Below are 21,491 nucleotides of genomic sequence, written 5' to 3'. Positions count from 1 at the left end.
CCGCGATGTCCAGCGACCCCGCCCCCGACCAGTCCGCCGCCGACGGCTACGTCCAGCGGGCCCAACTCCTCGCCGAACTCGGCCGCTACGACGAGGCGGCTGGCGAGCTGGCCTACGGGTTGGCCCTCCAACCGGATGACGTGGACGCGCTCACCATGCTGGCCCGGGTGCACCTGGCCGCCGACCGCCCGGCCGAGGCGCTCAGCGCCGCCGACACGGCCGTGGCCGCCGCGCCGGAGGCGCTGCCGCCGCTGGTCGCCAGGGGCATGGCCCTGTCCGATCTGGAGCGCTACACCGAGGCGGCGGCCACCGCCGACCGGATCATCGCCCTCGGCCCGACCGACGCGTACGCCCAGCGGAGCGCGGCGGCGATCCTGGCCGGCGCGCGCAACGGTCAGCCGGCGCTGAACGCGGCCTGGCGCGGTGTCGAGCTGGCCCCGCAGGAGCCGCAGGCGCACCTCGTGCTCAGCCTGGTCGCCGCCCGGCTGGACCTGTTCGACCTGGCCGAGCGGGCCTACCGGGAGGCGCTGCGGCTCGACCCGCGCATCGCGGAGGCGGGCCACGACGTGGGCGTCATGCGGCTGGAGCAGCGCCGCTGGTCGGAGGCGTTGGAGCACATCGCCGAAGCGGTGACGGTCAGCCCGAGCCGGATCGACTCGCCACGGACCCTCGCGTACGGACTGCACCGCCTGGTGCTCTACGGCGCGGGCTGGTCGCTGGTGGCGGCGGTGCTGGTGGCGTTCGCGGCGTCGGCGAACGACGGGTTCTCCCGCATCCTGGCGGTGCTCGCCGCGCTCACCGGCGGGGTCGTCGTCTGGCAGCTCGCGGCCCGGCTGCCGGGGCTGACCCGGACCGTCCTGCCCGCCCTGCTGCACGCGGACCGCACGATGGCCCTCGCGATCTACGCCGTGGCCGCCGCGCCGCTGCTGCTGGTGGTGTACGCCATGGTCGGCTCCCCGTGGCCCCTGGTGCTGGCCATCGCCGTCACGGCGGTAGCCGAGTTCGCCGTCTTCACCAGGACCGCCATCCGCTAGCCGCGACGCGCCCAGGTCCAGGCGTACCCCTCGTCCTCGCAGGCGCTGGCTGCCTCGCAGAGATCCAGTGGGCGGAAGGTGTCGACCATGACGGCCAGCTCGTCGAAGTAGTCCGCGCCGATGGAACGCTCGGCGGCACCCGGCTGGGGGCCGTGGGTGAAGCCGGACGGGTGCAGCGAGATCGAGCCCTGCTCGATGCCGGAGCCGCGCCGGGCCTCGTAGTTGCCCCCGGTGTAGAAGAGCATCTCGTCGGAGTCGACGTTGTGGTGGTTGTACGGCACCGGGATCGACTGCGGGTGGTAGTCGACCTTGCGGGGCACGAACGAGCAGATGACGAAGTTGGGCCCCTGGAAGGTCTGGTGCACCGGCGGGGGCTGGTGGATGCGGCCGGTGATCGGCTCGAAGTCGTGGATGGAGAACGCCCACGGGTAGAGGTGCCCGTCCCAGCCGACCACGTCGAACGGATGGTGGGCATAAGTATGACGAGTCCACGCAGTGCCGCTGCCACCGGAGCCTGCGGCCCGGGACCGGTGCCGGACCAGCACCTCGACCTCCTCGCCGTCGACGAGCAGCGGGGCGTCGGGGCCGCGGACGTCCCGCTCGCAGTACGGCGAGTGCTCCAGGAACTGGCCGCGTACGGAGAGGTAGCGCTTGGGCGGGCCGATGTGCCCGGACGCCTCGACGGCGAGCAGCCGGACGGGTTGGTCGCCGGTGGGCACCAGCCGGTGGATGGTCGAGGTGGGGATGACGACGTAGTCGCCGGCGACCGCGTCCAGCACCCCGAACGGGGACTCGACCCGCAGGGTGCCCGACTCGACGTAGAGGCACTGGTCGCCGGTGGCGTCGCGGAACAGCGGTGAGGGCCGGTCGGCGAGGACGTAACCGATCCGTACGTCGTCGTTGGCGAGCAGGTACTGCCGGCCGAGGACGGGGTCGGAGCCGCCGGTGTCCAGTTTGTGGGTGCGCAGGTGGCGGGGCTTGAGCGGCAGGTTCGGCGCCCGGGTGAACGCGGGCGGGGTGAACTCGTCGGCGGCCAGGATCGCGGTGGGCGCGTACCGGTGGTAGAGCAGGGACGAGTCGGAGGAGAAGCCCTCCTGGCCCATCAGCTCCTCGGCGTAGAGGCTGCCGTCGGGCTGCCGGAACTGGGTGTGGCGCTTGCGCGGCACCTCGCCGACGCTGCGGTAGTACGGCATCTCGCCTCCCGATATGTCCCGTTCACCGGCCGAAGGCGTCCGATAGTCGGACGCTGTTGTCCGTTCCTCGTAGCGTCCCGTACATTCTTGTTCCGTGTCAACGCAGGTGCCCGCACTCCTCCACGGCCTGGTGGACGACGCCGCCGTCTTCCCGCCGGGCAGCGCCGCGCTGCACGACGCCCTGGCCGCCCACCGCCAGCACCGCGCCGCCTGGTACGCCGACCTGGTCGGCCCGCTGCTGATCCCCGCCTCGGACGTGGCCGCCGGTCAGCTGAGCGGTCTCGTCGACCCGGGCGAGGGCCTGGTGGTCGGCGTGATCGGTGACACCGGGGTCGGGAACCTGCCGTTCGCGCTGTCGTTCCTCGCCCCGGACGGCGTCACCGCGCGGCAGGTCGAGGTGGCGGTCGCCAAGCGCGGTGAGGACCCGCTGCCCGGCATCGCCCAGTTGCTGCGGCTGACCGACGCGCTACCGGGCGTGGAGGCCGTCTACGCCGAGCTGCCGCTGACCTTCGGGCTGATGGGCGCGCTGGACGCGCTCGTCGCCGCGCGAGCCGACGGGGTGCCGATCGCGGCCAAGTTCCGCACCGGCGGCCTGGCCGCCGAACTCTTCCCCACCCCGACCGAGCTGGCCACGGTGATCTGCGCCTGCCGCGACCGGGTTCTGCCGTTCAAGCTCACCGCCGGGCTGCACCAGGCGGTCCGACACCTCGACCCGGAGACCGGGTTCACCCACCACGGCTACGCCAACGTGCTGGCCGCGACCCTGGCCGCCGCCGATGGTGACGGTGTGCGCTCGGTCGCCGAGCTGCTGACCGTCGTCGACCCGCGTCCCCTGGTGGAGCGCGCGACGGCCCGGCTGGACGTGCCTCGCCCCCTGTGGGTGGGCTTCGGCTCGTGCAGCATCCTGGAACCACTTACCGATCTGATCCGGCTTGGGCTGGTGAACGGGGGCTACGACGCATGACCTGGGTGACCGGCGCCGACGGTTCGCCGTACGGGGTGACGAACCTGCCGTACGGGGTGTTCCGGCAGAACGGGGGTCCGTCGCGGATCGGCGTACGGATCGGGTCCTGGGTCCTCGACCTCGCCGCGGCGGAGGCCGCCGAGCTGGTGCTTGCCGCCGGCACGCTGTGCCGACCCGTGCTCAACGACTTCATGGCGCTGGGTCGTCCGCAGTGGACGGCGGTGCGGCAGCGGCTCACCGAGCTGCTGACCGACCCGGCGCACCGGGCCGCGGTGGAGCCGCTGCTGGTGCCCCTCGACGACGTGGAGCTGCTGCTCCCCATCGAGGTGGCCGACTACGTCGACTTCTATTCCTCCGAACACCACGCGTCGAACGTCGGGCAGATCTTCCGCCCCGGCCAGCCACCGCTGCTGCCCAACTGGAAGCACCTGCCGATCGGCTACCACGGTCGGGCCGGCACGGTTGTCGTCTCCGGCACGCCGGTGACCCGGCCGACCGGGCAGCGGGCCTCCGCCGAGGGCCCGGTCACCGGCCCATCGGTACGCCTCGACATCGAGGCCGAGGTCGGCTTCGTGGTGGGCGTACCCAGCGCGTTGGGCGATCGGGTAGCCGTGGACGACTTCACCGAGCACGTCTTCGGTGTGGTGCTGGTCAACGACTGGTCGGCCCGGGACATCCAGGCCTGGGAGTACCAGCCGCTCGGCCCGTTCCTCGGCAAGTCGTTCGCCACCTCGGTCTCGGCCTGGGTGACGCCGCTGGACGCACTCGCCGACGCCTTCGTGCCGGCCCCCGACCAGGACCCGCCGGTGGTCGACTACCTGCGGGACGTGCCGCACCTGGGCCTGGACCTCCGCCTGGCGGTGGAGTGGAACGGCGAGCAGGTCAGCGAGCCCCCGTTCGCCACCATGTACTGGACCCCCGCACAGCAGTTGGCGCACCTCACCGTCAACGGCGCCTCGCTGCGTACCGGCGACCTGTACGCCTCCGGCACCGTCTCCGGCCCGGACCGGGGGCAGGTCGGGTCCTTCCTGGAACTGACCTGGGGAGGGGCCGAGCCGGTCAAGGTGGGCGGTGAGAGCCGCACCTTCCTCGACGACGGTGACACGGTGACCATCACGGCCACCGCGCCCGGCCCGGACGGCACCACCATCGCCCTCGGTGAGGTATCCGGGACGGTTCGTCCGGCCCGCTGAGCGGGCACCCGCCGCCCGTCTCGTGCACGGGACCCGTGATCGCACCGGCTGTGCGATCACCGGCCCTGGTTGATCCGTTGAGCGTCCGGATTCCGTTGCCACACCGCGCAATCCGAGCCGGCCTCTGTCCGGCCGCCAGCGGTGGGGCAATCCCGACGCACACGGAGGTAACGACGATGCACGATCTTGCGGGCGCGGTCTGGCGTACCAGCAGCCGCTCAAACGACCAGGGGCTCTGCGTGGAAGTGGCGGACAACCTGGTCGATGTCCATGGTCTGGTCGGGGTCCGCGACTCCAAGGACCAGACCGGTCCCACACTCGCGGTCAGCCCGCCGGGGTGGACAGCGTTCATCGGCGCGATTCGGGCCGGTCGCTTCGAACGCTGACCGGCGCTTCGGCACCGGTCGACGACGACCGGTGCCGGAGCGACCGCCCAATCGGACAACGTGGCCTCCGGGTGGTGGAAATTCCGTCCCGGGGGCCCCGTGCGGCCCTCACTCCGCGTACCGTCGGGGACACGGGAGGGTGGCATGTCGACGGTGGCGATTACCGGGATCATCGAGGCGCACGCTGTCGACGTCTGGCGTCTGCTGACCGATCTGCCCGGCCGAGCGGCCCGGCTGACCGCAGCCGGCCCGATCGAGGTGCTCACGCCGGGTTCGTTCGGGCCGGGCACCTCCTGGCGCGAGGAGCGCGTCCAGCCGGGCGGCGGCACGCTGACCGAGGAGTTCCTGGTGGTCGAGGCGTTCGCGCCGCAGCGACTGGTGCTCTGTTCCTCCGGTGCCGGCGCGGACTACCGCATCACCTGGAGCCTACGACCGGTCCGCCGCCGCCGTCGGGGGTGCACAGCGGTCACCGTCACCCAGGAGGCGGTGCCGACCGCTCCGTACGGTCGGGTCGTGGCGCTGCTGCTCGGCGGGCTGGCCGCGCGGGCGGTCGAGGCGGCCCTCTGGCGTGATCTCGCCGACCTGGCCGTCGCGGCCGGTGCCACCGGCTCCGTCGAAGCCGCCTGAGCGCCAGTCGGCCACCCCTCGCCGTGACCTGAACGGGGTCCGGCCCTCTCCGCTGGGTAGGGTGCCGGGCGGAGGTGCGGCATGAGGTTCCCGAGAGGCCGGCGACGGCTCGTGATCGCGGTCGCGGCGCTGCTCGCGACGGCGGCCGTCGCGGTCATCGTGCACCGGGTCCTCGCGCCGGCTGAGGTGAGCACGGTGGCGCGGGCCGACTATCCGGCCCCGGCCCGACCGGCTGCCGGAGTGATCGGTCGGTTGCCGGTCGCCCCGTTGATCGTGGACGGGAGGCTGCGGGTGTACGCCGCACACCGCCAGGTCTACGCCGACCGCCCGGTCGACGGGCGGTACCGGACCAGCCCGTACTGGTCGTACCGGCGGTGGCCGGCGGAGCTGACCGCGGTGGTGGCCAGCGGCAGCACGGTGGTCAGCCGCTGGTCCGACGGGCAACTTGTCGCACTGGACGCCCGGACCGGCGGGGTGCTCTGGCGAACCGACGGTCCGGAGCCCGCCGAGAGCGCCGCGCTGGTGCGGCGTACCGGGGCGGCGACCGTCTGGGATGCACCCGGGCTCCAGCTCACCGACCTCCCCGACGGGCGGGTCGTGCTTGTGGTGAGCGGGGAGGCCCAGGCGCGTGGGGTCGAGCTGAGCGGCGGCCGGGAGCTGTGGCGGGTCGAGCTGCCGGGCAGGTGCCGCAGTGATGTCGGCACCACCGCCGCCGGGCAACTGATCGGTCTGGACACCTGCGCCGGGGCGGCCACTGTCGAGTTCCGGGACGCGGCGACGGGCGCGGTGCGCGAGCGTTGGCGACCGCCGAACGGCCCGGACGCGTTGGCGGTGACGCCGCTCGGCTGCCGTACCGGCCGGTCGGACTGTCTGGGGTTGCGGACCGCCGGGCCGGGCGACGAGGGCGGTCGGGGTTGGTTGTTGGGTGCCGGCGCGCCGGTCCCCGCCCCGGCGCTGGACCCGGCCGGCACCGTGCTGGTCGGTGAACAGTCCGTCGCCGTGCTCGACGGGGTCGCGGTGGGTCGATCGGCACGCACGGGCGCGGAGCTGTGGCGATCCGTGGGTCTGGGCGCGGCCCGGGTGTTGGCCGGGCAGCCGGGCCGGGTGCACCTGCTCACCGAGGCGAACGATCTGGTGACGCTGGATCCGGTGACCGGTAGGCAGTTGTCCCGCTTCGCACTCAACGTCGGCTCGGACGGGACCGGCTGGGCACCCGGGGCAGTGACGGCCGAGGACGGGTTCGTCGCGGTCGAGCGGCTCCGCAAGCCGGTCGACCCCACCGGTGACGACCGGCGCTACTACTACACCGGGGAGACGGTGATTCTGGCCGCCACCTGATCGTGCGTCTTCGGCGCCGGAACACTCAACCGATCCATTCCCTTTGTCCAGAAAGGGTATGTTTTTCATGGTTCAGGTTTCCGGTGGAAGGGGTCGACGCATGGCCAGGACAGCAGCCAACTACCTGGTGGGTGGCGCGCTCGCCGCCACCGCGGGCCTGGCGTTGGCGGTGTCGCCGGTGCTGGCCGCCGCCGACCCTGCCTCGGCGCGCGGGTTCAGCGCCGCCCGGGCCGAGCCGTCGGCGGACACCGGCGTCACCTTCGAGATCGTGCCGGCGTCGCCGACCCCACCTCCGACCCAACCGCCACCCACGTCCACGCCGACGGCGCCACCCCAACCCCCGCCCAGCCACGGCGGCGAATTGCCGGTGACCGGGTCGGGCGGGTCGGCGCTGCTACTCGCCGTGCTGGGCGCAGCCCTGATCGTCGTCGGGTGGTTCGCCGCCCGCCGCAGGCGGCCGAGCTGACCGGGTCCGGCCTGTAGGCACGGTCACCGACCGGCCGCGACGCGTTCCCTCGGACCGCCGGTGGGAGGCCGACCGGACCGGGAGCGGCGGGCCAGTACGGCGAGGCCGACAACCAGCAGCAGGACCGCGACGGCCGCCGCCACCGTCCACCCGGAGAAGATTCGGGAGACGACACTGCCCCGTTTCCCGACCTGACCGGCGTCGGGGAACGTGATCTGCGCGGTGACGCTCCGCTTCACCAGGCCGCTCTCCAGGTTCACCTCGACCTTCCAGGGGCCGTTCGGCAGCGTGACCGGAAGTCGGGCGATGACCTGCCCGGACGCGCCCGGTGCCAGCGTGACGCCCTGTCCGACCGGAAACGGGCCTGCCCGGCTGCCGGCTGGGCCATCGGTGAGGGCGACCGCGCCGGTCAGGTCGATGGCACGGCCTCCGGTGTTGCTGACCTGGACGGTCAGCGACGGTTCGCCCTCGGGGCTGCGGGCCGGCCGGACCTCGCCGATGGAGAAGTCGGAGGCGGGCTCGCCACCGGGCCCGATGTCGAGGTACATCCGGACTCCGACCCGGTGGACCTGGGTGATCTCGCCGCCGGCTCGGGGGGTTGAGGCGGTGGACGCCCAAACCACTCCGTAGCGCTCGCCCCTTGAGGCGGCCGACGGCACGGTGATGGTCGCTCGGACCCGGGTCTCGCCCCACGGACCCAGCTCCACGGAGCGCTCGTCGAGGGTGACCCACGAGGTCAGCTCGTTCTCGGCGCGACCCTCGCCGAAGTGGAACGCCGCATCCTTGAGGGTCGCGGCCGCCGGATACACATCGACCCGCCGGGTTTGGTCGGTGCGGTTGACGATCAGTAGTTGCCGCTTGATGGTGGTGCCCGGCGGTAGGTGGTCGACGATGTAGCGCAGCGCCCGGGGGTCGGTGCGGCGCTCGGTCGGGGCCTCCAGCAACCGGATCCCGATGGTGCCGTCGTCCGATCCCGCATCCGGTTCGACCGCGCCGGCCCGGGTCGGCAGACCCGGACCGGCGAGGCAGAACAGGGCGAGCACGACCGAAATGGTCGACCGCCCCCGGCGACTACGCCACGGAATGTGTCACCGTGCCGGTGTAGAGGCCCGCGATGCTGTCCAGCGGGACGTTGACCTCCAGGGTGGGGTTCCAGCTGGCGGTGTTGCCGCCGGTGCCGCCGCTGTGGGTGAACGCGGTGAGCGGGGTGACGCTCGACAACGGTTGAGCGTCGCCGGCGGTGGCCTGCCCCGGCGTGAAGGTGCCGTTGCCGGTGGTCGCCGTTTCCGGGCCGGACCAGTAGTCGATCTCCTCGGGGAGGACCGTCTCGGGCGGTGAGCCGCCGCCGGTCTGGAAGACACTCGCGGTCACCGAGGCGACCCAGGAGGCGTCGGCGGCGCCTCGGGAGTCGGTGACCGTCACCACGCCGAGCTGGCCGGTGATGACGCCACCGGGGGCGCCGTCACCGAGGTCGGCGACGGTCGGCGCGACGATGTCGAGGGTGCCGGCGAGCACCTCGAAGGTGGTGTCGGTGGTGTCGGTGGGCGCGGCGGCAGCCGGCGCGGCGAGGAAGCCCACCATCGCCGCGGCGGCCGCCCCGGCCAGACAGATCTTGGCAGTACGCACTGTGTTTTACCCCGTCCTCGAAGTGAGCCGGACGCGATCCTCGGCACGTCTGGCTACTTCGCAAGATAAGGCAAACAAGGCACGAAACCGGACAAACGGCACATTCGTCATGCCTTGGTCACAGCCGAGCGGTCGCCGCTCAGGTCAGCGCTGCCTCCGCGGCGGCCAGGAACGCGTCGTTCTCGGCCGGGGTGCCGATGGTGACCCGGACCCCGTCCCCGGCGAACGGCCGCACGATCACCCCGCGCGCCTCGCACGCCTTGCCGAACGTCACGGCCCGCTCGGCAAGCGGCAACCAGACGAAGTTGGCCTGACTCGTCGGCACCTCGGGCACGAACTTGCGCATCGCCTCGGTGACCCGGTCCCGCTCGGCAACGACCAGGGCGCAGCGACGCTCCATCTCGGTGGCCTGGGTCAGCGCGGCGAGCGCCCCGGCCTGGGCTGCCGTGCTGCTGGAGAACGGGGTCGCCACCTTGCGGATGGCGGCGGCCACCACCGGCTGGGCAACCAGCCAGCCCATTCGCAGCCCGGCGAGCCCCCACGCCTTCGACAGCGTGCGCAAGACCGCCACGTTGGGCCGGTCCAGGTAGTCGAGGCCGTCCGGCACCTCCGCGTCGGTGACGAACTCCCGGTACGCCTCGTCGATCACCACCAGCACGTCGTCCGGCACCGCGTCGAGGAACCGGTCCAACTCGGCCCGGCGCACTGCCGTACCCGTGGGGTTGTTCGGGTTGCAGACGAAGATCACCCGGGTCCGGTCGGTCACCGCCGCGGCCATCGCCGCCAGGTCGTGCCCGTGCCCGGCGTCGTTGGGCACCCGCACGCTTGTCGCGCCGCTGGTCGCCACGATGATCGGGTACGCCTCGAAGGACCGCCACGAGTAGAGCACCTCGTCGCCGGGCAGGCAGGTGGCCCGCACCAGGTGCTCGGCGAGCGCCACCGAACCGCAGCCGGTGGCGATCCGGTCCGCGTCCACCCCGTACCGCTGGGCCAGCGCGTCCCGAAGCGCGACCACGCCCATGTCCGGGTAGCGGTGCGAGGTGGTGATCGCCTCGGTGACCGCCTGCACCACGCCGGGCAGCGGCCCGTACGGCACCTCGTTGCTGGCCAGCTTGATGGCCTCCGGCAGGCCCAACTCGCGGGCCAGGTCGGCGGGGCTGCGCCCCGGCACGTAGCTGGGCAGCGCGTCCAGGTCGACGCGGGTCAGCCGCAGCGCCGGCTGGTGACGTCCGGAGTCGGTCATGGGGTGTCTCCCGGGGGCTGGTTGCGGTCGTTCGAGGGGGCGGTATCGGTGCGGTAGGGGACTTCGACGACCACCGTCTGCGCGCGCTTGTCGTGCAGCGCCTGGCGCAGCGGGTGATCGAAGAGGGGGGAGAGAGCATCGACCAGTTGCAGGACCAGGCCGAGCCCGACGCAGTACCAGAGCAGAGTTGGCAGGCCCAGCGTGCTCCACCGGCTCAGCGCCCGGCGGACGCCCAGCGGCTGGTCGGCGGCCATCGGCACCGCCCGGATCCGCATCACCCGCTTGCCGATGGTCTGCCCGCCGGAGGCCATGGTCGGCACCTCGTACGCCAGCCACAGCGCGGTGGCGATCAGCAGGATCGCCACCAGCAGGGAACCGGCCTGCTCACCGGGCATCGGCAGGCCCTCGGCGGAGGAGTCCCCCCGTGCCGCGCGCCGGAAGACCTCCTGCCAGTACGGCGCCCACTCCTGCGCCCACCGCCAGACGAACCAGCCGTTGACGACCACGTTCAGTGCGAAGACGAGGCCGAAGTCGATCAGCCGGGCGACGAACCTCCGGCCGTAGCCGGCCAGCCGGAGGCCGTGCGGTCGCGGCTCGGGGGGTCGTCCGGCCCAGCCGGGGTGACCGACCTGCGGGCCCCAACCGGGTGGAGCGCCCTGCGGGCCCCAACCCGGAGGACCAGCCTGCGGGCCCCAGCCCGGGCCGTGTCCCGGTTGCGGGCCGTACCCCGGGGGTGGGCCGTACCCCGGCTGTTGGTCGTGCTGCGGCGGCCAGCCCGGCGCGGGAGGCGCCGAGGCGGGGGTTGCCGAGCCGGGGGTTGTCGACGCCGCTGGCGCGGCCGGGGTGACCGGCGCGGGCGGTGGCTCGGCCGGCGGCGGGCCGTCCGGCGGGGTCACGTCGACGGGAATGGGCGCACCGAGCCAACCCTCGCCGTCCCAGTAACGCCGGGTCTCGGTGTCGGCGGGGTCGACGTACCAACCAGGTTGCACGCTCACGCCGTCACAGCTCCGCTTCGCTCGCTCACGGGGACACCTTAACGACGACTGGTCCCGCGAACTCGGCATGGCGGTACTGCGGGGCGACGCCGCCGGTGGCGGGTTGGGGCCCACCGGCCGGCGGCGTCGGGTACGACGGAGGTTGCGTCACGCTCGCAAGTGTTACAGGTTGCCGCGGGCTTCCTGCTCCCGCTCGATCGCCTGGAAGAGCGCCTTGAAGTTGCCCTTGCCGAAGCCCAGCGATCCGTGCCGCTCGATCAGCTCGAAGAAGACCGTGGGACGGTCCTGCACCGGCTTGGTGAAGATCTGGAGCAGGTAGCCGTCCTCGTCCCGGTCGACCAGGATCTTGCGGGCCTTCAGCTCCTCGATCGGCACCCGCACCTTGCCGATCCGCTCGCGCAGCTCCGGGTCGTCGTAGTACGAGTCCGGGGTGTCCAGGAACTCCAGACCGGCCGCGCGCATCGCGTCGACGCTGGCCAGGATGTCGTTGGTGGCGACGGCGATGTGCTGCGCGCCCGGGCCCTGGTAGAACTCCAGGTACTCGTCGATCTGGGACTTCTTGCGGGCGATGGCCGGCTCGTTGAGCGGGAACTTCACCTTCCGGGTGCCGTTCGCCACGACCTTGCTCATCAGTGCCGAGTAGTCGGTGGCGATGTCGTCGCCGACGAACTCCGCCATGTTGGAGAAGCCCATCACCCGCTTGTAGAACTCGACCCACTCGTCCATCCGGCCCAGCTCCACGTTGCCGACCACGTGGTCGACGGCCTGGAAGAAGCGCTTCGGCTGGATGCCGGCGTCGATCATCGGCTGCCGGTCCACGATCGGGCCCCGGGCCACGAAGCCGGGCAGGAACGGGCCGGTGTAGCGGGACCTGTCGACAAGCGTGTGCCGGGTGTCGCCGTACGCGGCGATGGCGGCCATCCGGACCGTGCCGTGCTCGTCGGTCACCTCGTGCGGCTCGACGACGCTGGCGGCGCCCTGCGCGATGGCGTGCGCGTACGCGGCGTCCACGTCCGGGACCTCCAGCGCGATGTCGCTGATCCCGTCGCTGTGCCGGGCCACGTGCTCGGCGCCGTCGGCGTCCGGGCGCACCGCGCCGGTCAGCACGAACCGGGCCGAGCCGCTGGTCAGCACGTACTGGGCGTGGTCCCGGTAGCCCTGCTCGGGGCCGCGGTACGCCACGCAGGTCATGCCGAAGGCGGTGGAGTAGTAGTGGGCGGCCTGCTTGGCGTTGCCGACCAGGAAGTGCACGTGGTCGAGGCCCCGGACCGGGAACGGGTCGTGGCTGATGTCGTGGTCGACAGCGCCAACGAGCCGGTCGACGTCGACGTCCTCGGTCGACTGGGGTCGGTCGATCGCCTGGGTCATGGTGGGCTCCCTCGCGTACCGGCCGGCCTTGTGGGCCGCCGTGGTCGGTTCTTGTGGCGAGGATCGCTGGCCCGGCCTCAGGTGGGCAACTGTTGCCAGAAATGCTGGTCAGGTTGCGCATTCGGTATGGTCGTCACTCATGAATGGTGAGCAGAATGTACAGCTCGACACGCTCGACGTGCGCTTGATCGAACTGCTCGCCGAGGAGCCGCGGATCGGGGTGCTGGAGTGCTCCCGGCGGCTCGGGGTGGCCCGGGGGACGGTGCAGGCGAGGCTGGACAAACTGGTGGAGCGGCGGGTCATCGAGGGCTTCGGCCCGGAGATCTCACCGGCCGCGATCGGGTTCGGGGTGACCAGCTTCGTCACCCTGGAGATCAGTCAGCGGCACGGCCACGACCCGGTCACCGCCCACCTCGCCGCCATCCCCGAGGTCCTGGAGGCGCACACCATCACCGGCTCCAGCGACCTGCTCTGCCGGATCGTGGCCCGCTCCAACACCGACCTGCAACGGGTCATCGACCAGATCGTGTCGTCCGCGGGCATCACCCGGGCCTCGACGATCATCGCGTTGGCCGAGCAGATCCCCTACCGCACGCTTCCGCTGGTGCGCAGCGCTGTTCGGGCCGAGGGAAAAGCGCTGTAACACCTCCGAGCCCAGAAAGCGCGACGACACGGCGGCGCGGGCGTACGGAAGATCCGTGATCGTGGCTACGGTGTGCGGGTGGCGAAGGGGAGCGTGCGCGGTGGGCTGCTGCTCGGCCTCGCCGTGGTCGTCGCGCTCGCCGCGACCGGCGTGTGGAACCCGTTCCCCGGTTTGTGGGAGTGGGTGGACCGCAGCGAACCCATCTCCGAGCCCGACGTGGTCTGGCAGCAACGGGTCGGCGGCACTCCGCGCAGCGTGACCATCGCCGGTGACGCCGTCGTGGTCGAGCAGCGCACCCGGGTCGAGGCTCGCAGCCTGGCCACCGGCGCCCAGCTCTGGGAGCGCAAGGCTGACTGGGCGGCGGTCGCCGGCGGCGACCGCGACCCGGTCGTGGCGGTGGGCAAGCTCCTGGTCAAGGGGTACGAGCTGCTCGACCCGACGACCGGGGCGACCCGGCGACGTGACGATGACGCGGTGGCCGTCTGGACGTACCGCAACCTGCTCCTCGACGCCCGGTGCACGGAGGCCACCGACTGCACCCTGAGCGCCTGGGACCCGCGTGGCACCGCGCCGCTCTGGACGGCCTTCCTGCCCGGGGTGCACAGCGGCCTGCTCGCCGACAACCCGGGTCTGCGCGGCACCAGACGGCTCGCCGCCACCCGGGTCGACGACGGCGTGGCCGGGGCGGAGGCCGCGCCACCGCTGCTCGGCTTCCCGGTCGACGGTCGGGTCCACGTGGTCGACACCGCCACCGGCCGGGTGTTGCAGAACGTCGAGCCCAGCCGGGACGAGCGGCTCTCCGTGGTGGGCGGCCGGCTGCTGCGGATCGCCGCCCGCTCCCAGGACGGCACCTGCTACTTCGCCATCTCCGCCCGGGACTCGGCGACCGGGCAGGAGGCCTGGCAGCGGGCCGGCATCAACCTGCGCACCGCCGACTCCGCCGGCTGCGTGCAACGCGAGGACCCGCAGGGTGCGCGGAACGTGCTGATCGGCGTCGCTCCGGACGGCCGTGAGGCGGTCATCGACGGGTACGACGGACGGCTGCTCTGGGTCGGTGAGCCGGGCACCAAGTTGGTCGCGGTGGACGATCGTTTCGCGGTGTTCCGGGCCGCCGACAAGCGCTCGGTCATCGCCCGTGAGCTGGGCACCGAGAAGGTGCTCTGGACGCGACAGGCCAGTGGCAAGGCCGGGGCCGCGCTCACCCCGTACGCGGCGGTGGTGGCCGACGAGAAGCCGTCCCGGCTGGCGGCACTGGACCCGCGCACCGGCCGGGAGTTGGCCGCACTGCGCACCTCGGCGAACGCCCTCGCCGTCGGGTCGCAGGGCATGATCATTGGCGAGGGGCGGGAGATCGGGTACGTCCGCTTCGGCGGCGGGTCCGGAAGCTCGCCCACCCGGCCGCCCGGCGACGGTGGGAATCCCGGCCCAGGCGGTCCCGGCCCCGGCGGTCCGAACAACGGCGACTGCGGGCCGAAGGGGGAACTCTGCCCCGACCCGGACGGCGGCAAGGACGGCTGAGCGGGCGGTTCGCCGCATGATTCGAACGGCGGCCGGGCCCGGCACGCCTGGTGGATGAGAGCGGCGTCCCAGGACCCGCCCGGCGGGTGGGAGTGATCGACCGGTCTGCCCTAGGCTTGCCGCTCATGAGCAGTGCCGCCGCATTCTCGTACGCCCCTCTGCTGCCGACCGGCCCGGACCAGACGGACTACCGCCTCGTCACCGACGAGGGCGTGGACGTCGTACACGGCCCGGGAGGCCGTCGGTTCCTCACCGTGGAGCCGGCCGCGCTCACCGCGCTGACCGCCGAGGCGATGCACGACATCGCGCACTTCCTGCGCCCCGCGCACCTGGCGCAGCTCCGGTCGATCATCGACGACCCGGCCGCGTCGCCGAACGACCGGTTCGTCGCCCTGGACCTGCTGCGCAACGCCAACATCGCCGCCGGCGGTGTCCTGCCCATGTGTCAGGACACCGGCACCGCCATCGTGATGGGCAAACGCGGTCGGCACGTGCTGACCGACGGTGCCGACGCGGAGGCCATCTCCCGGGGCGTCTACCAGGCGTACACCAAGCTCAACCTGCGCTACTCCCAGCTCGCCCCGCTGACCATGTGGGACGAACGGAACACCGGCAGCAACCTGCCCGCCCAGGTGGACCTGTACGCCGAGGACCCGGACGGGCACCCCGACGCGTACAAGTTCCTGTTCATGGCCAAGGGCGGTGGCTCGGCCAACAAGTCGTACCTCTACCAGGAGACGAAGGCGCTGCTCAACCCGGTGCGGATGATGCAGTTCCTGGAGGAGAAGCTGCGGCTGATCGGCACCGCCGCCTGCCCGCCGTACCACCTGGCCATCGTCATCGGCGGCACCTCCGCCGAGTACGCGCTGAAGACCGCGAAGTACGCCAGCGCCAAGTATCTCGACGCGCTGCCGACCTCGGGTTCGATGAGCGCGCACGGCTTCCGCGACCTGGAGCTGGAGGCGGAGGTGCTGGAGCTGACCCGCAACTTCGGCATCGGCGCGCAGTTCGGTGGGCGGTACTTCTGCCATGACGTACGGGTGGTCCGGTTGCCCCGGCACGGCGCGTCCTGCCCGGTGGCGATCGCCGTCTCCTGCTCGGCGGACCGCCAGGCCGTCGCCAAGATCACCCCGTCGGGCGTGTGGCTGGAGCGGCTCGAAACCGACCCGGCGCGGTTCCTGCCCGACGTCACCGACGATTCGCTCGACGCCGAGTTGGTCGTCCGGGTCGACCTCAACCGGCCGATGGACGAGATCCGCGCCGAGCTGTCGAAGTACCCGGTGAAGACGCGCCTCTCGCTCTCCGGGCCGCTCGTCGTCGCCCGGGACATCGCGCACGCCAAGATCGCCGAGCGGTTGGACGCCGGTGAGCCGATGCCGCAGTACCTGCGTGACCACGCCGTCTACTACGCCGGCCCGGCGAAGACCCCCGAGGGGTACGCCTCCGGCTCGTTCGGCCCGACCACCGCCGGCCGGATGGACGCCTACGTGGAGAAGTTCCAGGCCGCCGGCGGCTCGCAGGTGATGCTGGCCAAGGGCAACCGGTCGGGTCAGGTGACCCGCTCCTGCCAGCGGCACGGCGGCTTCTACCTCGGCTCGATCGGCGGCCCCGCGGCCCGCCTCGCCCAGGACTGCATCAAGCACGTCGAAGTGCTCGAATACGCGGAGCTGGGCATGGAGGCGGTCTGGAAGATCGAGGTGGAGGACTTCCCCGCCTTCATCGTGGTCGACGACAAGGGCAACGACTTCTTCGCCGAGGTCACCAAGCCGGTGCTCACCGTCGGCCGCCGCTGACCCGACAGGCACGCGAACGGGCGCCGGGCGAACTCGCCCGACGCCCGTTCTGTCGTCCGTGCTCTGCCGACATCGGTACGCCCGCCCCGCTGGGGTGGGACGGGCGCACCGCCCCCGTCGGATGCCGTCACCGACAACCCTGACCGAGTGTCCTGCGCACCGCTGTCGATCCGCTCTCAGATCACTATCGCCTGGCCGAGGCGCTCTGTTACCACCGGACTACGCTGCTGGAAGTTGCACCATTGATGCGGGAGAGCAGATGCGGTTCGGGATCCTGGGGCCCCTGCGGGTGGGCGGTGGCGAGTCCACTGTCACCGCGGGACGCGACCGGATCGTGCTCGCCATGCTGTTGTTGCGGGCCGGCCGGCTGGTGCCGGTCGACGAGTTGGTCGACGCGGTGTGGGAGGACCGGCCGCCGGCCACCGCCCGCGCCCAGTTGCAGACCTGCGTGTCCCGGTTGCGTCGCCGGTTCGCCGAACTGGGGCTGGCACCGGAACTCATCGTCACCGACCCGGCGGGGTACGGCGTGCGTACCGCACCGAACGACCTGGACACCGAGGTCTTCGCCCGGGGCGTGGAGGCGGCGCGCGCCCTGGTCGTCGCCGGCCGACTGGGCGAGGCGCGTACGGGATTCCGCGCCGCCTTGGCGCTGTGGCGGGGGCCGACCCTCGCTGGCATTCCGAGCCGGAGCGTCCGCCGCCGCGCGGAGGCGCTCGACGAGCAACGCCTCACCGCGTTGGAGGAGTGCGTCGACGTCGAGCTGCGCCTCGGTCAGGCAGCCGAGCTGGTCGAGGAACTGGCGGAGAGCGTCGACCGGCATCCGTTGCGGGAGCGCCTGCGAGGCCAACTGATGCTGGCGCTGTCCTCGGTCGGGCGGCAGGCCGACGCACTCGCCGTCTACCGCGAGGGCCGGCGGATCTACGCCGACGAGCTGGGCATCGAACCGGGGGTGGAACTGCAGGAGCTGCACCAACGGGTGCTCGCGGGTGACCTGGCCCTGGCCGGCCGACCGGCTGGGCCTGCCGGCGCGGTCCGCTCGCTGCCCCGGGCTATCGGGGACTTCGTCGGTCGGCAGGAGACCGTGGCCCGCCTGGTGAAGGAGGTGGAGGCCGGTGCGCGGATCCAGCTCATCGACGGTATGGCCGGCAGCGGCAAGACCACCCTCGCGGTGCACGTCGCCACGGCCCTCGCGGACGACTACCCGGACGCCCAGCTCTACATCGACCTGCATGGCTACAGCGAGCGCACCCCCTTGACGCCGGCTGCGGCGGTCGCCACGCTCCTGCGCCAGCTCGGTGTGCCCGCCGAGCGGGTGCCGACGAGCCAGGACGACCGACTGGCGCTCTGGCGTAGCGAGCTGGCCGGCCGCCGCGCAATCCTGGTGCTCGACAACGCGGCGACCGCCGACCAGGTGACACCGCTGCTCCCCAACGGCTCGCACTGCCTGATCCTCATCACCAGCCGTCGTCGGCTGGTCGGGGTGGACGAGGGACGACCGTCGTCGCTGCCCGTGCTCGACAGCGACGAGGCGGTCGAGTTGCTCGGGCGGGTCGTCGGCGTGAAGCGGGTGGCGGCCGAGCCGGAGGCGGCCATCGAGGTCGTCCGACGCTGCGGCCATCTACCACTGGCCATCCGGCTGGCCGGTGCCCGGCTGGCACACCGACCCCGTTGGCGAATCGCCGACCTGGCCGAGCGGCTGAGCACCAGACCGGATCGGTTGGCCGAGTTCGAAGCGGGCGAACGGTCCGTCGGTCGCGCCTTCGCCCTGTCGTACGCCCAGGTGTCCCCGGCCGCGCAGCGCGCGTTCCGGTTGTTGGGCCTGCACCCCGGGGTGCGGTTCGACAACCCGGTGGTCGCCGCTCTCACCGGGCAGCCGCTGCCGGAGGCGCAGGACCTGCTCGACGAACTGGTCGACGCGAACCTGGTCGAGGAGACGGGGTCCGGCCGCTACCGGTTGCACGACCTGGTCCGGGAGTACGCGCGGACGCTCGTCGCCGAGCCGGAGTGGGCAGGTGAGCGGCGGGACGCCATCGAGGGTCTGCTCGACCATCACCTGCATGTCGCCACGGCGATCGCCCGCAGGAGGGAACTCTCCTCCAGCTTCACCCTGGCGCTGCTGCCCGACCCGGCGCGTCCCGATCTGGTCCTGCCCGTCGTCGAGCAGGGCCGAGGATGGTTCGACGACAACCTGGCCGCGTTGACCGCACTGGTCCGCCTGGCCGAGGCGGAGGGCTTTCCCCGGCACTGCTGGCAACTGGCGCGGGCCAGCTGGTACGCCCAGTTCGAGAGCGGTCACCTCGACGAGTTGATCGAGACGCACGCGGTTGGACTGCGTGCGGCCGAGCAACTTGGCGACGAGGTGGCGGTGGCGATGATTCTCAACTACCTCGCCTCGGCTCACTACCGCTTGGGTCGGTTTGCCGAGTCGAACCGGCTCATGGAGATGGCGCTCGACGGCTACCGCCGGCTCGGGTTGCAGAGCGATGTGCGCAACACCCTGGGGAATCTGGGCAACTCGTATGTCGCCAATGGCGACTATCGCCGGGGCCGGGAGTACCTGGAGGCATCCGCAGCGCTGGCTCGGCAGATGCAGGAGCAGGTGTCACTGGCGAACACGCTCAACAATCTGTCCGTCACCCTGCTCTACTGGGGTCGGTACGACGAGGCGTTGGACATGTGTCGACGGCATCTCTCGCTGGCCCGCGAGCTTGGCGACCCGCGACAGATCGGCAACGCGTTGGGGCACCTGGGCATGATCCGCCACCGGTTGGGTGACGCGGAGCCGGCACGTCGGTTGCTGCGGTCGGCTCTGCGCCTCAAGCGGCAGGCCGGCGCCCGGTTCGGTGAGGGTGAGGTGCTGAACGAGATCGGAACGATGGAGCGTGCGGCCGGTCGTCCGGAACGAGCCGCCGACCTGCATCGTGCGGCGCTCGTCGCGATGACCGAGGTGGGGGACCGCATCGCCCAGTGCGGCTCGCGCAATCTGCTCGCCCGGGCGATCCTGGAGCAGGGGGACGCCGCCAGCGCGCTCGACCTGCACCGCCGGGTGCTCGCCGACGCCAGCCGACTCGGCGCCCGCTACGAGAAGGCCCGGGCGTTGGAGGGCATCGCCCGCTGCGTACGGGACACCGACCCGACGACGGCCCGCGCGCACCTGGGGCAGGCGCTGGCGCTGTTCCGGCAGATTGAGTCGCCGGACCAGCACGAGGCGGAACGGCTGCTCACCGAGTTGGGCTGACGGATCATCTGCGAGTCGGCCACGGGCGCGGCAGGATGGTACGCGTGACGACTCCAGAGGCGACCGGTTACCGCATCGAACGCGACTCGATGGGCGAGGTGGAGGTGCCCGCCGAGGCGCTGTGGCGGGCGCAGACCCAGCGTGCCGTGCAGAACTTCCCGATTTCCGGCCGGGGTCTCGAACCGGCCCAGATCAAGGCCCTCGCCCAGATCAAGGGCGCGGCGGCCGAGGTCAACGGCGAGCTGGGCGTGATCGACGCCAACGTGGCCGCCGCCATCGCCGCCGCCGCAGCGCACGTGGCCGACGGCGGTTACGACGACCAGTTCCCGGTGGACGTGTTCCAGACCGGATCGGGCACGTCGTCGAACATGAACACCAACGAGGTGATCGCCACCCTGGCGAGCCGTGAGCTGGGCTCACCTGTGCACCCGAACGACCACGTCAACGCCTCCCAGTCGAGCAACGACGTCTTCCCGTCCTCCATCCACCTGGCGGCCACCCAGTTCATCGTGGAGGACCTGCTGCCGTCGCTGGCCCACCTGGCGGCTGGGCTGGAGGCCAAGGCCGCGGAGTTCGAGACGGTGGTCAAGGCCGGGCGTACGCACCTGATGGACGCCACGCCGGTCACCCTCGGCCAGGAGTTCGGCGGGTACGCCGCCCAGGTCCGCTACGGAATCGAACGCCTGGAGGGCGCGCTGCCCCGACTGGCCGAGCTGCCGCTGGGCGGCACCGCCGTCGGCACCGGGATCAACACCCCGCTCGGCTTCGCCGCCGCAGTGATCGACAAGCTGCGTGAGTCGACCGGGCTGCCGCTGAGCGAGGCGCGTAACCACTTCGAGGCGCAGGGCGCGCGGGACGCGCTGGTGGAGACCTCGGGGCAGTTGCGGACCGTGGCCATCGGCCTCTACAAGATCGCCAATGACATCCGCTGGATGGGTTCCGGCCCTCGCGCCGGTCTGCGTGAGCTGCGCATCCCCGACCTCCAGCCCGGCTCGTCGATCATGCCGGGCAAGGTCAACCCGGTGGTCGCCGAGGCGATGCGGCAGGTCTGCGCCCAGGTGATCGGCAACGACGCGACGGTCGGGTTCGCCGGATCGCAGGGCGACTTCGAGCTGAACGTGATGCTCCCCGTGATGGGTCGCAACCTGCTGGAGTCGATCCGGCTGCTCTCCGCGGTGAGCCGGCTCTTCGCCGACCGGCTGGTGGCCGGCCTGTTCGCGGACGCCGAGGTCTGTTTGGCGTACGCCGAGGGCTCACCGTCGATCGTCACCCCACTCAACCGCTACCTGGGGTACGACGAGGCCGCGTCGATCGCGAAGGAGGCGCTGGCCAAGCAGACCTCGATCCGCGAGGTGGTGATCTCCCGGGGCCACGTCGACTCCGGCAAGCTCACCGAGACCCAGCTCGACGAGACGCTGGACCTGCTCCGAATGACCCACCCCTGATCCGCCCCGCCCGCGCTGCCCCGCTCGGCCCTGCCCTGCCCTTCCCGTCCCGCTCAGCGGTTCCCTGTCCGTCCCGCTCAGCCCGTCCTGCCCGTCCCGCTCAGCGTTGCCCTACCTCGCCCTGCTCAGCGCAGGTGCCGTGGTCTCGCCCAGCCCAGGAAGCGGGTGAAGAGCGCCGCGGGGTCCTGGCCGTCGTGCGGGTTGAGTCGGTACAGGTCGGCAGCCGCCTCGTGCAGGACGGTGCACAGGTAGATGTTCAACCCGATCCGGTCGTGCGCGTACTCCTGACGCAGGGTGAGTCGGGCGACCGGGCACGGCCAGGGCGCGGCGCAGACCCGGCAGAGCCAGAGCGGGCGCAGCGGCAGGTGCGGTCGACGGGGTGTGGTCGCGCGGTCGTCCAGCGTGGTCCGGGACATGGTGC

General features: G+C 72.1%; 19 protein-coding genes. 12 read left to right on the top strand and 7 right to left on the bottom strand.

Features of this window, described 5'->3' with window-relative positions; translation table 11 throughout:
* Window positions 1–5 precede the first annotated feature (5 nt).
* On the top strand, window positions 6–1,034 hold the full coding sequence (locus ACFYL6_RS21365; protein WP_387173550.1) for a tetratricopeptide repeat protein: 1,029 nt from the start codon (window positions 6–8) through the stop codon (window positions 1,032–1,034).
* Here the strand turns inward: ACFYL6_RS21365 and ACFYL6_RS21360 are convergent.
* Window positions 1,031–2,227 carry a homogentisate 1,2-dioxygenase gene (locus ACFYL6_RS21360; RefSeq protein ID WP_387173548.1) on the bottom strand — a complete coding sequence of 399 codons (1,197 nt, stop codon included), beginning with the start codon at window positions 2,225–2,227 and terminating at the stop codon, window positions 1,031–1,033. The two genes, ACFYL6_RS21365 and ACFYL6_RS21360, sit on opposite strands and share 4 nt — an antisense overlap.
* Window positions 2,228–2,321: 94 nt before the next feature.
* Between ACFYL6_RS21360 and ACFYL6_RS21355 the strand changes: the two genes are divergently transcribed.
* The 6 genes from ACFYL6_RS21355 to ACFYL6_RS21330 all read left to right on the top strand — a co-directional run bounded on the left by ACFYL6_RS21355 (window position 2,322) and on the right by ACFYL6_RS21330 (window position 7,201).
* The gene (locus ACFYL6_RS21355) at window positions 2,322–3,191 is read left to right on the top strand and encodes a hypothetical protein (protein WP_387173546.1); all 870 of its coding nucleotides are present in this window, start codon (window positions 2,322–2,324) and stop codon (window positions 3,189–3,191) included.
* On the top strand, window positions 3,188–4,384 hold the full coding sequence (fahA, locus tag ACFYL6_RS21350) for a fumarylacetoacetase (RefSeq protein WP_387173544.1): 1,197 nt from the start codon (window positions 3,188–3,190) through the stop codon (window positions 4,382–4,384). Before ACFYL6_RS21355 ends, fahA begins: the two co-directional genes overlap by 4 nt.
* Window positions 4,385–4,560: 176 nt before the next feature.
* Complete coding sequence (locus ACFYL6_RS21345) at window positions 4,561–4,770, top strand: DUF397 domain-containing protein (protein WP_130405275.1); 210 nt, start codon at window positions 4,561–4,563, stop codon at window positions 4,768–4,770.
* Between the two features lie 144 nt (window positions 4,771–4,914).
* Window positions 4,915–5,397 (top strand): SRPBCC family protein, encoded by a 483-nt coding sequence (locus ACFYL6_RS21340; RefSeq protein WP_387173542.1) that lies wholly within the window; start codon window positions 4,915–4,917, stop codon window positions 5,395–5,397.
* A gap of 81 nt (window positions 5,398–5,478) precedes the next feature.
* Complete coding sequence (locus ACFYL6_RS21335; RefSeq protein WP_387173540.1) at window positions 5,479–6,735, top strand: PQQ-binding-like beta-propeller repeat protein; 1,257 nt, start codon at window positions 5,479–5,481, stop codon at window positions 6,733–6,735.
* Window positions 6,736–6,835: 100 nt separating this feature from the next.
* The gene (locus ACFYL6_RS21330) at window positions 6,836–7,201 is read left to right on the top strand and encodes an LPXTG cell wall anchor domain-containing protein (RefSeq protein WP_387173538.1); all 366 of its coding nucleotides are present in this window, start codon (window positions 6,836–6,838) and stop codon (window positions 7,199–7,201) included.
* Window positions 7,202–7,224: 23 nt separating this feature from the next.
* Here ACFYL6_RS21330 and ACFYL6_RS21325 read toward each other — a convergent pair whose 3' ends face one another.
* The 5 genes from ACFYL6_RS21325 to hppD all read right to left on the bottom strand — a co-directional run bounded on the left by ACFYL6_RS21325 (window position 7,225) and on the right by hppD (window position 12,433).
* Window positions 7,225–8,244: a hypothetical protein gene (locus ACFYL6_RS21325; protein ID WP_387173537.1), complete on the bottom strand. Its 1,020-nt coding sequence runs from the start codon at window positions 8,242–8,244 to the stop codon at window positions 7,225–7,227.
* 28 nt (window positions 8,245–8,272) lie between these two features.
* A complete protein-coding gene (locus ACFYL6_RS21320) occupies window positions 8,273–8,827 on the bottom strand; it encodes a hypothetical protein (RefSeq protein WP_387173535.1) in 555 nt (184 codons plus the stop codon).
* 139 nt (window positions 8,828–8,966) lie between these two features.
* Entirely contained in the window at window positions 8,967–10,070 is a 1,104-nt protein-coding gene (hisC, locus tag ACFYL6_RS21315; protein ID WP_387173533.1) for a histidinol-phosphate transaminase, read from the bottom strand.
* Window positions 10,067–11,065, bottom strand: a complete 999-nt coding sequence (locus tag ACFYL6_RS21310) for an RDD family protein (RefSeq protein WP_387173531.1) — start codon at window positions 11,063–11,065, stop codon at window positions 10,067–10,069. The genes hisC and ACFYL6_RS21310 overlap by 4 nt, the downstream gene beginning before the upstream one ends.
* Before the next feature lie 162 nt (window positions 11,066–11,227).
* Window positions 11,228–12,433 carry a 4-hydroxyphenylpyruvate dioxygenase gene (hppD, locus tag ACFYL6_RS21305; protein ID WP_196920065.1) on the bottom strand — a complete coding sequence of 402 codons (1,206 nt, stop codon included), beginning with the start codon at window positions 12,431–12,433 and terminating at the stop codon, window positions 11,228–11,230.
* A gap of 139 nt (window positions 12,434–12,572) precedes the next feature.
* Here hppD and ACFYL6_RS21300 point away from each other — a divergent pair, with 139 nt between their 5' ends.
* From ACFYL6_RS21300 to ACFYL6_RS21280, 5 genes are all read left to right on the top strand, one after another.
* Window positions 12,573–13,076 (top strand): Lrp/AsnC family transcriptional regulator, encoded by a 504-nt coding sequence (locus tag ACFYL6_RS21300; protein WP_387173529.1) that lies wholly within the window; start codon window positions 12,573–12,575, stop codon window positions 13,074–13,076.
* Between the two features lie 72 nt (window positions 13,077–13,148).
* Complete coding sequence (locus ACFYL6_RS21295) at window positions 13,149–14,594, top strand: PQQ-binding-like beta-propeller repeat protein (protein ID WP_387173527.1); 1,446 nt, start codon at window positions 13,149–13,151, stop codon at window positions 14,592–14,594.
* 125 nt (window positions 14,595–14,719) lie between these two features.
* Window positions 14,720–16,387 (top strand): fumarate hydratase, encoded by a 1,668-nt coding sequence (locus ACFYL6_RS21290; protein WP_387173525.1) that lies wholly within the window; start codon window positions 14,720–14,722, stop codon window positions 16,385–16,387.
* Window positions 16,388–16,646: 259 nt separating this feature from the next.
* The gene (locus tag ACFYL6_RS21285; RefSeq protein WP_387173523.1) at window positions 16,647–19,625 is read left to right on the top strand and encodes a BTAD domain-containing putative transcriptional regulator; all 2,979 of its coding nucleotides are present in this window, start codon (window positions 16,647–16,649) and stop codon (window positions 19,623–19,625) included.
* Window positions 19,626–19,660: 35 nt separating this feature from the next.
* Entirely contained in the window at window positions 19,661–21,070 is a 1,410-nt protein-coding gene (locus ACFYL6_RS21280) for a class II fumarate hydratase (protein WP_387173521.1), read from the top strand.
* A 125-nt stretch (window positions 21,071–21,195) separates the two neighbouring features.
* Here the strand turns inward: ACFYL6_RS21280 and ACFYL6_RS21275 are convergent, their stop codons facing one another.
* Window positions 21,196–21,486, bottom strand: a complete 291-nt coding sequence (locus ACFYL6_RS21275) for a hypothetical protein (RefSeq protein WP_387173519.1) — start codon at window positions 21,484–21,486, stop codon at window positions 21,196–21,198.
* Window positions 21,487–21,491: the final 5 nt, after the last annotated feature.

Source organism: Micromonospora sp. NPDC007208, from assembly GCF_042869175.1.
Taxonomy (GTDB): Bacteria; Actinomycetota; Actinomycetes; order Mycobacteriales; family Micromonosporaceae; genus Micromonospora; species Micromonospora foliorum.
This window is presented reverse-complemented; position numbering and strand designations above follow the sequence as displayed.

Excerpts from the sequence above, each read along its gene's own strand:
- ACFYL6_RS21365 (WP_387173550.1), top strand. The coding sequence starts at position 6 with ATGTCCAGCGACCCCGCCCCCGACCAGTCCGCCGCCGACGGCTACGTC.
- ACFYL6_RS21360 (WP_387173548.1), bottom strand. The coding sequence starts at position 2,227 with ATGCCGTACTACCGCAGCGTCGGCGAGGTGCCGCGCAAGCGCCACACC.
- fahA (WP_387173544.1), top strand. The coding sequence starts at position 3,188 with ATGACCTGGGTGACCGGCGCCGACGGTTCGCCGTACGGGGTGACGAAC.
- ACFYL6_RS21345 (WP_130405275.1), top strand. The coding sequence starts at position 4,561 with ATGCACGATCTTGCGGGCGCGGTCTGGCGTACCAGCAGCCGCTCAAAC.
- ACFYL6_RS21340 (WP_387173542.1), top strand. The coding sequence starts at position 4,915 with ATGTCGACGGTGGCGATTACCGGGATCATCGAGGCGCACGCTGTCGAC.
- ACFYL6_RS21335 (WP_387173540.1), top strand. The coding sequence starts at position 5,479 with ATGAGGTTCCCGAGAGGCCGGCGACGGCTCGTGATCGCGGTCGCGGCG.
- ACFYL6_RS21330 (WP_387173538.1), top strand. The coding sequence starts at position 6,836 with ATGGCCAGGACAGCAGCCAACTACCTGGTGGGTGGCGCGCTCGCCGCC.
- hisC (WP_387173533.1), bottom strand. The coding sequence starts at position 10,070 with ATGACCGACTCCGGACGTCACCAGCCGGCGCTGCGGCTGACCCGCGTC.
- hppD (WP_196920065.1), bottom strand. The coding sequence starts at position 12,433 with ATGACCCAGGCGATCGACCGACCCCAGTCGACCGAGGACGTCGACGTC.
- ACFYL6_RS21300 (WP_387173529.1), top strand. The coding sequence starts at position 12,573 with ATGAATGGTGAGCAGAATGTACAGCTCGACACGCTCGACGTGCGCTTG.
- ACFYL6_RS21290 (WP_387173525.1), top strand. The coding sequence starts at position 14,720 with ATGAGCAGTGCCGCCGCATTCTCGTACGCCCCTCTGCTGCCGACCGGC.
- ACFYL6_RS21285 (WP_387173523.1), top strand. The coding sequence starts at position 16,647 with ATGCGGTTCGGGATCCTGGGGCCCCTGCGGGTGGGCGGTGGCGAGTCC.
- ACFYL6_RS21280 (WP_387173521.1), top strand. The coding sequence starts at position 19,661 with ATGGTACGCGTGACGACTCCAGAGGCGACCGGTTACCGCATCGAACGC.
- ACFYL6_RS21275 (WP_387173519.1), bottom strand. The coding sequence starts at position 21,486 with ATGTCCCGGACCACGCTGGACGACCGCGCGACCACACCCCGTCGACCG.